Raw genomic sequence first — 12,372 nt, forward strand, 5'->3', positions numbered from 1 at the left:
TCCTGGTGGAGGGCGGGCTGGGGCTGATGGAAGGGAGTCAGGGCGCGGTGGTGACGAAGCCGATCTTGCCGACGCCGTTGCTCTGGGCGGCGGCCAGGGTCTTGGCCACGGTTTCGTAGCGCACGGCCTTGTCGGCCGACAGGTGCAGCTCCACCTCGGGATTGACGTTGGCGGCGGCGGCGAAGCGCGCCGGCAGCTCGGCCTCCGCCACCGGCTGGTCGTTCCAGAACAGCTTGCCCACCGCGTCCACCGCCAGGCGGATCTGCTCCGGCTTGTCCTGGTTCTGGGCGGCCTGCGCGCGCGGCAGATCCACCTTGACCGCGTTGGTCAGCAGCGGAGTGGTGATGATGAATACCACCAACAGCACCAGCATCACGTCCACCAGCGGGGTGGTGTTGGGTTCGGCCATCGGCGCGGCCGGACCCTGGTTGAAACTACCGAACGCCATCTTGCTCTCCGGATTGGGTTAGCAGTTGGGCGTGCAGGTCATGGGCGAAATAGTCCAGTTCCTGCGCCATCACGCGCTGGGCGCGAGTCAGGGCGTTGTAGGCCAGCACCGCCGGGATGGCGGCGGCCAGGCCGGCCGCAGTGGCGATCAGCGCTTCGCCTATCGGCCCCGCCACCGCGCCTATGCTCATCTGGCCAGCCTGGCCGATATTGACCAGCGCGTGGTAGATGCCCCACACGGTGCCGAACAGGCCGATGAAGGGGGCGGTGGAGCCTATTGAGGCCAGCACGGTTAGGCCGGCTTCCTGGCGGGCGTTTTCCTGCGCCAGCACCTTGCGGATGGCGCGGGTGACGAACTCGTCCACGCCGCAGGCCTGGCCCAGCGCGCGGCTTGCCTGGCTCTGATGCAGGCGCAGCGCGGCGAGGCCGGCGCGCGCCAGGTTGGCGACCTGCCCCTGGCTGTGCGCCAGGCCGTTTTCCGCCTGCTGCCAGTCGGGCGCGCTCCATAGCGCGCTCTCCGTGCTGCGGTTGGCGCGGCGGGCTTGCAAGGTTTGCGCGCCGCGGACGATGATCAGGTACCAGGTGAGCACCGACATCAGGATCAAAATCATGAACACCGAAATCAGTACGGCGTCCCCTTGCTGGAATACGGTCAGAACATTCATGTTGTTTGGGCAGACTTGAGTGAGAATTCAACGGGAACGATATAGGTGTAAGCGATCGGTTCGGCGCCGCGTTTGGCCGGGATGAAGCGCCAGCGCTTGACCGAGGCCAACGCGGCGCGGTCCAGCCGGGTGAAGCCGCTACTGCTTTGCACCGACACTTCGAGCGGCAGACCCTGGGCGCTGACATGCACGCGCAGCTTCACGGTGCCGGTTTCGCCTTCCTCTTTGGAGATCGCCGGGTAGGCCGGCTGTGGATTGTTCAGATAGCCGCCGTACGCCAGCGGCTCGGAAATCGGCTGCTGGCGGCTGTCGCCGTCGGGCTTGCCGCCGGTCTCGGCTTTGGCGGGCGCCGGAGCGGGGGGCGGCGCGGCAGGCGCCGCCGTCGCCACATTGATCGCCTTGGCGGGAGCCGGCGGCGGCGTATTGGTTTGCGGCTTTACCACCGGCAACTGCGGCGTCTTCGGCGCCGGCTTGTTGGGAGCGGCCTTGGCCTGGACCTGCGGTTTCTGCGGCTTGGCGACCGACGGCGCGGCGGCCTTGGGCGGGGCCGGCTGCGACGGCGCCAGCATCGTCATCGTCATCGTTGTCTGCAGTCGCGGCGGCGCTACCGGCAGCTCCCGACTAGCCGGGTGACTCAGCAACAGCAGCGCCAGCGCGTGCACGCCCAGGACGGCGGCAATGGCAGAAAATTGCAGGGTCGGCAGGGGTTTCATGGGTTAAATGATAATACAAATAATTCTCATTATACAACATGGACCACCCCGCCCGCTGCAAAAGCGGCTTGTAATCGCTGCGATTGCCTGCATATTCTGAGCTAGGCCGGCGCCGCGCCGGCATTCTTGATATCTATTGGAATACCGAACATGCAGCAGTTTGACGGAACCACCATTGTTTCCGTCCGTCGTGGCGAGCGCGTGGCGCTGGGCGGCGACGGTCAGGTGACGCTGGGCAATATCGTGATCAAATCCACCGCGCGCAAGATTCGCAAGCTGCACGACGGCAAGGTGCTGGCGGGCTTCGCCGGCGGCACAGCCGACGCCTTCACCCTGATCGAGCGTTTCGAGGCCAAGCTGCAGAAGCACCAAGGCAATCTGCTGGTGTCGGCGGTGGAGCTGGCCAAGGATTGGCGCACCGACCGCATGCTGCGCCGGCTGGAGGCGATGCTGATCGTCGCCGACAAGAGCAGCACGCTGATCATCACCGGCAACGGCGACGTGCTGGAGCCGGAGCAGGGCATCGCCGCCATCGGCTCAGGCGGCGCCTATGCGCAGTCGGCGGCGCGCGCGCTGTTCGAAAACACCGACCTGGCGCCGGAGGTGGTGGTGAAAAAATCGCTGGAGATCGCCGGCGACATCTGCATCTACACCAATCAAAACCATCTGATCGAAACCCTGGGTCCGGAAGAGGCCTGAGGCTGCCCCGAATGAATGGCCCGGCGCTGTCCGCCGGGCGGAGAACGTCATGACGCAAATGACCCCGCAGGAAATCGTCCACGAACTGGATCAGCACATCATCGGCCAGCACGCCGCCAAGCGCGCGGTGGCCATCGCCTTGCGCAACCGCTGGCGCCGCCAGCAGGTGGCCGAGCCGCTGCGCAGCGAGATCACTCCAAAGAACATCCTGATGATAGGCCCCACCGGCGTCGGCAAGACCGAAATCGCCCGCCGGCTGGCCAAGCTGTCCGGCGCGCCCTTCATCAAGGTGGAGGCCACCAAGTTCACCGAGGTGGGCTATGTCGGCCGCGACGTCGACACCATTATCCGCGACCTGGTGGAGGTGGCGATCAAGGACACCCGCGACGCCGCCATCAAGCGCAACCGCACCCGCGCCGAGGACGCCGCCGAGGAACGCGTCCTCGACGTGCTGCTGCCGCCGGCGCGCAAGCCGTCCGGTTTTTTCAGCGAAGAGCCGGTGCAGGAGGAAAAGCACGAAGACGGCGCCACCCGGCAGAAATTCCGCAAGATGCTGCGCGAAGGCAAGTTCGACGATAAAGAGATTGAAATCGAAATCGCCGCGCCCATCGCCCAGATGAACGTGATGGCGCCGCCAGGCATGGAAGACTTCGCCAGCCAGCTGCAGGGCATGTTCCAGGGCCTGGGCGCCGGCAAGAAGCAGGCCGCCAAGATGAAGGTGGCCGATGCCTTCAAGCAGCTGGTGGACGAAGAGGCCGCCAAGCTGGTCAACGACGAGGAGTTGAAGGCGGAGGCGCTGAAGAGCGTCGAGCAGAACGGCATCGTGTTCCTCGACGAGATCGACAAGGTCACCAGCCGCGGCGAAGGCCAGGGCGCCGATGTGTCGCGCGCCGGGGTGCAGCGCGACCTGCTGCCGCTGGTGGAGGGCACCACCGTGTCCACCAAGTACGGCATGGTCAAGACCGATCACATCCTGTTCATCGCCTCCGGCGCCTTCCAGCTGTCCAAGCCGTCCGACCTGATTCCGGAGCTGCAGGGCCGGCTGCCTATCCGGGTGGAGTTGTCGTCGTTGTCGGTTGACGACTTCAAGGCCATTCTGACCAGCACCAACGCCTGCCTGACTCGCCAGTATCAGGCATTGCTGGCTACCGAGGGAGTGGAGCTGGAATTCGTCGAATCCGGCATCCAGCGCTTGGCCGAGATCGCCTGGCAGGTCAACGAGAAGACCGAGAATATCGGCGCTCGCCGCCTGTACACGGTGATGGAGAAGTTGCTGGAGGAGGTGGCGTTCGACGCCAAGTCCGGTCCGTGCCGGATCGATGGCGTCTACGTCGACGGCAAGCTGGAGAAGGTGGCCGAGCGCGAGGATCTGGCGCGCTACGTGCTTTGATCGGCCTCTATACCTTATATATGTAAAAAACGGCGACTGCCACAGTCGCCGTTTTCTTTTGCCGCTTGCGGCCGATGGCTCACACCGGCTGTTTCAGTTTGGCGTCCGCCACCACGATGGGTTCGAACGCTTCCGGGTACTGATGCCGATACCAATCCTTCACTTCTTGATGATTGAGGTTGAGGAAGGCGTTCACCCCGGGCAGACGCAGCATGGGCGGCACGCTCAGCAGATGAAAGACGGCGAAGAACAGATACACGGCGTCCAGCGACCAGCTGTGCAGCAAGATGCCGGCCAGCGCCGGTCCCAGCATGCTGCCCAGTTTGGCCACCAGCACATTGATGGCGGAGACGCGGGCGCGGTAGGGCTCCGGCACCGCCAGCGTGCGGTGGGTTTGGCCGATCAGCATGGTGATGGATAGCAGCACGCCTTCTATGCCGAACATCGTGAGCATCAGATACGGGTTGTCGGTCAAGGCCACCACTACGAATACGGCGGCCAGCGACCACATCGCCAGCGCGCGGGCGCGCGGCCGGCTGCAACGTCGCAGCAGACGGTGGGCCAGCCATAGCGAGCCGATCAGCAAGCCGCCGCTGGCGGCCGCTTCGCAGATGCCCAGCCAGAAGGCGGGCAGGCCCAACTGGTGCAGCTTGATCGGCAGCAGCGTCACCACCATAGGAAAGTAGGCGGTCATCGCCAGCAGCCCCCAACATGCCCAGCTGCGCTCCAGCGGAATGCGCCAGCGAATGCGCAAGCCGCTGCGGATCTGGGCGACGAAGCTTTCCGCTTGCAACTGCTCGCGGTCGCGCGGCGGAATGCGGATGCGCAGCGCGCCGCCGGCGGCGATCAGCAGCAGCAGGCCGTAGCTGCCCAGCGCCAGCCAGGCCGGCGCGAACGCCATCAGGCTGCCGCCCAGCACCGGGCCGAACAGATTGCCGACGGCCTGCGAGCTTTTCTGCAGCGACAGCGCGTCGGTTAGCCGCTCGGCCGGCACCAGTTCAGAGGCGATGCTGAGCATGGACGGGATGACCAGCGCCCAGGCCAGCATCGCCAGCGACTCGCTGGCGATCACCCAGCGCAGTCGATAGCAGTCGAACCAGGCCATTGTCGCCAAGGCGAAGCCGGACAGCATCGCCAGCAGGATGCCGGCAGCGATGATGCGGTTCTTGGGAAAGCGGTCGCCCAAGGGAGCGGTCAGCGGCAGCGCTGCCAGCATCACCAGCGCGGTACAGGAGCTGAACCAGGCCATGTCGTTGGCGCCGCCTTTGCTGACCACCCACCAGCTGATGCTGACGTAGCCGGCGCCCATCGCCAAGCCGCTGAGCACATCGCTGAGCATCAATAGATGGAAACCGGGAGGCAGGCCGCGTAATCGTTGTCGTAGAGAGGTATGCACGGTGCGCTCCTTGGCGATGAGGCATTTCATCCTATCACGAAATGACATTGTCACGAGATGGCGGCGAGAAAGTAGGCGGTTTTGCCATGGAAGACAAAAACCAGAGGTTTTTTGCGCGTTTTTCAAAGTTATCTAGTGAGGTAACCGGCGGGAAATGAGCTTTTCTACTGTGTTTCCGGCATTTTCAATAAATATGTAAAGTCATTGATTTTAATAAAATCAATTAGTTATGGATTTCATCGTGAAAAACGTGCGTTTTTCTCAAAAAAGCAGTTGACCGAGGGTGAGGGCGCAGGTATAGTTCGTCTCCTCAGCTGACGCAGCGAACGAAACAAGCCGAACGAAACAGGTTCCGGCGGTGTTCGAAGCGGCCGGCACTGCTCTTTAACAGAACGAATAACCGATAGGTGTAAGTGCTTGGCGAAAGCCAAAAACTTGCACTGCAAGAGACAAGAAATACTTGTTTTATTTCTTTGAACTTGCGTGCCAGAAAATTTGCTATGAGATTGAACTGAAGAGTTTGATCCTGGCTCAGATTGAACGCTGGCGGCATGCTTTACACATGCAAGTCGAACGGTAACAGGGAGCTTGCTCCGCTGACGAGTGGCGAACGGGTGAGTAACGCATCGGAATGTACCGTGTAATGGGGGATAGCTCGGCGAAAGCCGGATTAATACCGCATACGCCCTGAGGGGGAAAGTGGGGGACCGTAAGGCCTCACGTTATACGAGCAGCCGATGTCTGATTAGCTAGTTGGTGAGGTAAGAGCTCACCAAGGCGACGATCAGTAGCGGGTCTGAGAGGATGATCCGCCACACTGGGACTGAGACACGGCCCAGACTCCTACGGGAGGCAGCAGTGGGGAATTTTGGACAATGGGCGCAAGCCTGATCCAGCCATGCCGCGTGTCTGAAGAAGGCCTTCGGGTTGTAAAGGACTTTTGTTCGGGAGGAAATCCCGCTGGTTAATACCTGGCGGGGATGACAGTACCGGAAGAATAAGCACCGGCTAACTACGTGCCAGCAGCCGCGGTAATACGTAGGGTGCAAGCGTTAATCGGAATTACTGGGCGTAAAGCGTGCGCAGGCGGTTTTGCAAGTCTGATGTGAAAGCCCCGGGCTCAACCTGGGAACGGCATTGGAGACTGCAAGACTAGAGTGCGTCAGAGGGGGGTAGAATTCCGCGTGTAGCAGTGAAATGCGTAGAGATGCGGAGGAATACCGATGGCGAAGGCAGCCCCCTGGGATGACACTGACGCTCATGCACGAAAGCGTGGGGAGCAAACAGGATTAGATACCCTGGTAGTCCACGCCCTAAACGATGTCAATTAGCTGTTGGGGGTTTGAATCCTTGGTAGCGTAGCTAACGCGTGAAATTGACCGCCTGGGGAGTACGGCCGCAAGGTTAAAACTCAAAGGAATTGACGGGGACCCGCACAAGCGGTGGATGATGTGGATTAATTCGATGCAACGCGAAAAACCTTACCTGCTCTTGACATGTACGGAACTTGCCAGAGATGGCTTGGTGCCCGAAAGGGAGCCGTAACACAGGTGCTGCATGGCTGTCGTCAGCTCGTGTCGTGAGATGTTGGGTTAAGTCCCGCAACGAGCGCAACCCTTGTCATTAGTTGCCATCATTAAGTTGGGCACTCTAATGAGACTGCCGGTGACAAACCGGAGGAAGGTGGGGATGACGTCAAGTCCTCATGGCCCTTATGAGCAGGGCTTCACACGTCATACAATGGTCGGTACAGAGGGTCGCTAAGCCGCGAGGTGGTGCCAATCTCATAAAACCGATCGTAGTCCGGATCGCACTCTGCAACTCGAGTGCGTGAAGTCGGAATCGCTAGTAATCGCAGATCAGCATGCTGCGGTGAATACGTTCCCGGGTCTTGTACACACCGCCCGTCACACCATGGGAGTGAGTTTCACCAGAAGTGGGTAGGCTAACCGTAAGGAGGCCGCTTACCACGGTGGGATTCATGACTGGGGTGAAGTCGTAACAAGGTAGCCGTAGGGGAACCTGCGGCTGGATCACCTCCTTTCTAGAGAAGGCGATCGTCAAGTACTTACAGCCTATCGGTTATTCTGTTAAGGGCAGCCAGCTCCTTGTGGGGCTGGCGTAGAAGTTTACTGGGTTTGTAGCTCAGCTGGTTAGAGCACTGTGTTGATAACGCAGGGGTCGTAGGTTCGAGTCCTACCAGACCCACCAGTTGGGGGATTAGCTCAGTTGGGAGAGCACCTGCTTTGCAAGCAGGGGGTCGTCGGTTCGATCCCGTCATCCTCCACCACAACTCAAACACAAGCGAACTCGGAAGAGTTTGGTTCTGTTTGCGTTGTAATTTTAACGCCCGATCTTTAACAAACTGAAGAAGCCGAATATATAAGACGGCGAAATGAAAGCGTAGAGTTAATTCTGTACGCGGACAAATCGTCATCTTGGGTATTTGATTGTATCTAAGGCTGCGTCGCCATATCAAAAGGGGCGGTGCAGTCGTCGCACAAACACGCTCTGTCATGAAGTGACGTAGGTTACTGAAATGATAGGGTCAAGCGACTAAGTGCATCTGGTGGATGCCTTGGCGATCACAGGCGATGAAGGACGTGTAAGCCTGCGAAAAGCGTGGGGGAGCTGGCAATAGAGCTTTGATCCCACGATATCCGAATGGGGAAACCCGGCCCTTAGGGGTCATCCCGTGCTGAATACATAGGCACGAGGAAGCGAACTCAGCGAACTGAAACATCTAAGTAGCTGAAGGAAAAGAAATCAACCGAGATTCCGTAAGTAGTGGCGAGCGAACGCGGAACAGCCTGTATGTGATAGAGATTGCGTTAGTGGAAGGTTCATGGAAAGGACCGCCATAGTGGGTGATAGCCCCGTACACGAAAACGCATTCTTGGTACTAAGCATACGAAAAGTAGGGCGGGACACGCGAAATCCTGTTTGAAGATGGGGGGACCATCCTCCAAGGCTAAATACTCGTGATCGACCGATAGTGAACCAGTACCGTGAGGGAAAGGCGAAAAGAACCCCGGGAGGGGAGTGAAATAGAACCTGAAACCGGATGCATACAAACAGTGGGAGCGGACTTGTTCCGTGACTGCGTACCTTTTGTATAATGGGTCAGCGACTTACATTCAGTGGCAAGCTTAACCGAATAGGGGAGGCGTAGGGAAACCGAGTCCGAATAGGGCGAATCAGTCGCTGGGTGTAGACCCGAAACCGAGTGATCTATCCATGGCCAGGATGAAGGTGCGGTAACACGCACTGGAGGTCCGAACCCACTAGTGTTGCAAAACTAGGGGATGAGCTGTGGATAGGGGTGAAAGGCTAAACAAACTCGGAGATAGCTGGTTCTCCCCGAAAACTATTTAGGTAGTGCCTCATGTATCACTTCCGGGGGTAAAGCACTGTTATGGCTAGGGGGTCATTGCGATTTACCAAACCATGGCAAACTCTGAATACCGGAAAGTGCCAGCATGGGAGACAGACAGTGGGTGCTAACGTCCATTGTCAAGAGGGAAACAACCCAGACCGCCAGCTAAGGTCCCAAATGATCAGTTAAGTGGTAAACGAAGTGGGAAGGCATAGACAGCCAGGATGTTGGCTTAGAAGCAGCCATCATTTAAAGAAAGCGTAATAGCTCACTGGTCGAGTCGTCCTGCGCGGAAGATGTAACGGGGCTCAAACTGATAACCGAAGCTGCGGATGGGCACAGTCAAATGTGTCCGTGGTAGGGGAGCGTTCTGTAGGTCTGTGAAGGTGTGTCGAGAGGCATGCTGGAGATATCAGAAGTGCGAATGCTGACATGAGTAGCGATAAAGCGGGTGAAAAGCCCGCTCGCCGAAAGCCCAAGGTTTCCTACGCAACGTTCATCGGCGTAGGGTGAGTCGGCCCCTAAGGCGAGGCTGAAAAGCGTAGTCGATGGGAAACGGGTTAAAATTCCCGTACTTTTGTGTAGTGCGATGTGGGGACGGAGAAGGTTAGGTCAGCAGACTGTTGGAATAGTCTGTTCAAGCCGGTAGGTGTGAAGAGTAGGCAAATCCGCTCTTCTTTAACACCGAGACGTGATAACGAGGGTCTACGGACCTGAAGTGACTGATACCACGCTTCCAGGAAAAGCCACTAAGCTTCAGCTACACAAGAACCGTACCGCAAACCGACACAGGTGGGCAGGATGAGAATTCTAAGGCGCTTGAGAGAACTCAGGAGAAGGAACTCGGCAAATTGATACCGTAACTTCGGGAGAAGGTATGCCTGTTGTGGTGTAAGACTTCGCGTCTGAAGCTATGACAGGTCGCAGAGAATCGGTGGCTGCGACTGTTTAACAAAAACACAGCACTGTGCCAACACGAAAGTGGACGTATACGGTGTGACGCCTGCCCGGTGCCGGAAGGTTAAGTGATGGGGTGCAAGCTCTTGATCGAAGCCCCGGTAAACGGCGGCCGTAACTATAACGGTCCTAAGGTAGCGAAATTCCTTGTCGGGTAAGTTCCGACCCGCACGAATGGCGTAACGATGGCCACACTGTCTCCTCCTGAGACTCAGCGAAGTTGAAGTGTTTGTGAAGATGCAATCTACCCGCTGCTAGACGGAAAGACCCCGTGAACCTTTACTGTAGCTTTGCATTGGACTTTGAAGTGGTTTGTGTAGGATAGGTGGGAGGCTATGAAGCCTGGACGCTAGTTCAGGTGGAGCCAACCTTGAAATACCACCCTGACCCCTTTGAGGTTCTAACCTTGGTCCGTGATCCGGATTGGGGACAGTGCATGGTAGGCAGTTTGACTGGGGCGGTCTCCTCCCAAAGTGTAACGGAGGAGTTCGAAGGTTACCTAGGTACGGTCGGAAATCGTGCTGATAGTGCAATGGCAAAAGGTAGCTTAACTGCGAGACCGACAAGTCGAGCAGGTGCGAAAGCAGGACATAGTGATCCGGTGGTTCTGTATGGAAGGGCCATCGCTCAACGGATAAAAGGTACTCCGGGGATAACAGGCTGATACCGCCCAAGAGTTCACATCGACGGCGGTGTTTGGCACCTCGATGTCGGCTCATCACATCCTGGGGCTGTAGCCGGTCCCAAGGGTATGGCTGTTCGCCATTTAAAGTGGTACGTGAGCTGGGTTCAAAACGTCGTGAGACAGTTTGGTCCCTATCTGCAGTGGGCGTTGGAAGTTTGACGGGGGCTGCTCCTAGTACGAGAGGACCGGAGTGGACGAACCTCTGGTGTACCGGTTGTCACGCCAGTGGCATCGCCGGGTAGCTAAGTTCGGAAGAGATAACCGCTGAAAGCATCTAAGCGGGAAACTCGCCTGAAGATGAGACTTCCCTGGAGGCTAGACCTCCCTGAAGAGTCGTTCGAGACCAGGACGTTGATAGGTCGGGTGTGGAAGCGCTGTGAGGCGTGAAGCTAACCGATACTAATTGCTCGTGAGGCTTGATCCTATCATTTGAGTGGCTTGGGAAACTGAGTGACGAAGATGGAGTGTGAGTGCGACACAATTGAGTACCCGAAAAAATATTCAGAACGCGTTGAGAGACGAGTTCAGGCTTCTTGAGTTTGTACCAGTTTATGTCTGGTGGCCATAGCGAGGTGGTCCCACGCCTTCCCATCCCGAACAGGACCGTGAAACGCCTTAGCGCCGATGATAGTGTGGCATTCGCCATGTGAAAGTAGGACACCGCCAGACGCCCGATAGCGGAACCCCAGCTCAATGAGCTGGGGTTTTTGCGTTTGGCGCACGCCAGACCGATGTCCTGATACCTGACCAAAACCCCCGCCAGGCAAACTGGCGGGGGTTTTATTTGCCGCGGGCCGGGCGCGCTTACAAGCCTATCCACTTTCCTTGTTTCAGCTGGTACAGCGACACCGTCGCTTGCTGAATATCGCCCTTGCCGTCGAACTTCACCGGTCCGGTGACGCCCTGATAGTCGGTTTTGGCGACTTCGGGCAGATACTTGGCCGGGTCGGCCGAGCCGGCGCGTTTCATCGCCGCGATCAGCACCTTGGCGGCATCGTAGTTGTACGGCGCATAAGCCTGGATTTCGGCCTGGAACTGCTGCTTGAATTTCTGGTTGAAGTCGGCGTAGCCGGGCAGCTTTTCCTTGGGCTGGCCGGCGCTGGAGGCATAAGTGCCTTCGGCGCTGCCGCCGCCCAGCTTGGCGAACTCCGGCGTATTGACGCCGTCGGCACCCATGAAGGCCGCCTTGAGGCCGAGCTTGCCCATCTGCTTGACCATCGGACCGGCTTGGGCGTCCATGCCGCCGTAGAACAGCAGGTCGGGCTTTTCGCCCTTGATCGAGGTGAGCACCGCCATGAAGTCGGTGGCGCTGTTGGTGGTGAACTCGCGCTTCACCACTTTGCCGCCGGCCTGCTCCACCGCCTTGGCGAAGTCGTCCGCTAGTCCCTGGCCGTAGGTGGTGCGGTCGTCTATCACCGCCACGCGCTTGGCGCCCAGCTTGCCCACTGCGTATTTGGCCAGCGCCTCGCCTTGCTGCTGGTCATTGGCGATCAGGCGGAAGGTGTTGCGGTAGCCTTGTTGAGTGAAGGAGGGGCTGGTGACCGAGCCGGAAATCATCGGAATGCCGGCGTCGGCATAGATGCGCGAGGCGGGAATGGCGGCGCCTGATGTCAGGTGGCCGACGATGCCGGCGACCTTGGCGTCTACCATGCGTTGCGCGACCTGGGTGGCGACCTTGGGATCAGCCTGGTCGTCTTCCGACACCACTTCGAAGTTGACCGGCTTGCCATCCAGCACCAGCTTTTCCGCATTGGCTTCCTCTACCGCCAGCTTGACGCCGTTGTCGGCGTCGCGGCCCCAGTGGGCGAACGGACCGGTGAGCGGGTTGGCGGTGCCGATCTTGACCACGGTTTTGTCCGCGGCGGTCTTGTCGTTGGATTGGGTCTGGCCGGCTGGCTTGTTGCAGGCGGCGACGCCTGCCATCAGCGCGCACAGCAGCAGGCTGTGTCGGGTTTGCATGATGAATCTCTCCTGATGCTCTTTGTTTATTTTGATAGTGTCGCCAATGCTATGGCGTGAGCTTACTGTGTCGATTGGCCATGCG

Annotated in this window: 7 protein-coding genes, 2 tRNA genes and 3 rRNA genes; 7 read left to right on the forward strand and 5 right to left on the reverse strand. The window is 58.9% G+C overall.

All coding sequences use genetic code 11. From position 1 onward, the window contains the following. Nucleotides 1-37 precede the first annotated feature (37 nt). Genes BI347_RS01545 through BI347_RS23905 form a run of 3 tightly spaced genes read right to left on the reverse strand, consistent with a single transcriptional unit; the run spans nt 38 to nt 1,825 of the window. Nucleotides 38-448, reverse strand: a complete 411-nt coding sequence (locus BI347_RS01545) for an ExbD/TolR family protein (RefSeq protein ID WP_071115170.1) — start codon at nt 446-448, stop codon at nt 38-40. After that, a complete protein-coding gene (locus BI347_RS01550; protein WP_071111536.1) occupies nt 435-1,112 on the reverse strand; it encodes a MotA/TolQ/ExbB proton channel family protein in 678 nt (225 codons plus the stop codon). Before BI347_RS01550 ends, BI347_RS01545 begins: the two co-directional genes overlap by 14 nt. Beyond that, nucleotides 1,109-1,825: an energy transducer TonB gene (locus BI347_RS23905; protein ID WP_071111535.1), complete on the reverse strand. Its 717-nt coding sequence runs from the start codon at nt 1,823-1,825 to the stop codon at nt 1,109-1,111. Before BI347_RS23905 ends, BI347_RS01550 begins: the two co-directional genes overlap by 4 nt. A 150-nt stretch (nt 1,826-1,975) precedes the next feature. On the opposite strand from BI347_RS23905, the gene hslV reads away from it, so the two are divergent. Together hslV and hslU are read left to right on the forward strand one after the other, a co-directional pair. Beyond that, a complete protein-coding gene (gene hslV / locus BI347_RS01560; RefSeq protein ID WP_071111534.1) occupies nt 1,976-2,524 on the forward strand; it encodes an ATP-dependent protease subunit HslV in 549 nt (182 codons plus the stop codon). A gap of 49 nt (nt 2,525-2,573) precedes the next feature. After that, entirely contained in the window at nt 2,574-3,914 is a 1,341-nt protein-coding gene (hslU, locus tag BI347_RS01565; RefSeq protein WP_071111533.1) for an ATP-dependent protease ATPase subunit HslU, read from the forward strand. Between the two features lie 79 nt (nt 3,915-3,993). On the opposite strand, the gene BI347_RS01570 is transcribed toward hslU, so the two are convergent. Next, on the reverse strand, nt 3,994-5,310 hold the full coding sequence (locus tag BI347_RS01570; protein ID WP_158020694.1) for an MFS transporter: 1,317 nt from the start codon (nt 5,308-5,310) through the stop codon (nt 3,994-3,996). 508 nt (nt 5,311-5,818) lie between these two features. Between BI347_RS01570 and BI347_RS01575 the strand changes: the two genes are divergently transcribed. The 5 genes from BI347_RS01575 (at nt 5,819) to rrf (ending at nt 10,997) form a co-directional block, all read left to right on the forward strand. Further along, nucleotides 5,819-7,354 (forward strand): 16S ribosomal RNA (locus tag BI347_RS01575). A 90-nt stretch (nt 7,355-7,444) separates the two neighbouring features. Further along, nucleotides 7,445-7,521 (forward strand) — tRNA-Ile (locus BI347_RS01580). 3 nt (nt 7,522-7,524) lie between these two features. Next, nucleotides 7,525-7,600: transfer RNA gene (locus tag BI347_RS01585), tRNA-Ala, on the forward strand. Nucleotides 7,601-7,856: 256 nt separating this feature from the next. Continuing rightward, nucleotides 7,857-10,752, forward strand: a 23S ribosomal RNA gene (locus BI347_RS01590). A gap of 130 nt (nt 10,753-10,882) precedes the next feature. Further along, a 5S ribosomal RNA gene (gene rrf / locus BI347_RS01595) occupies nt 10,883-10,997 on the forward strand. The 16S, 23S and 5S rRNA genes sit together here with 2 tRNA genes alongside, the layout of an rRNA operon. Nucleotides 10,998-11,132: 135 nt before the next feature. On the opposite strand, the gene BI347_RS01600 is transcribed toward rrf, so the two are convergent. Next, complete coding sequence (locus tag BI347_RS01600) at nt 11,133-12,287, reverse strand: branched-chain amino acid ABC transporter substrate-binding protein (protein ID WP_071115172.1); 1,155 nt, start codon at nt 12,285-12,287, stop codon at nt 11,133-11,135. Between the last annotated feature and the right edge of the window lie 85 nt (nt 12,288-12,372).

This window comes from Chromobacterium sphagni, assembly GCF_001855575.1.
Taxonomy (GTDB): Bacteria; Pseudomonadota; Gammaproteobacteria; order Burkholderiales; family Chromobacteriaceae; genus Chromobacterium; species Chromobacterium sphagni.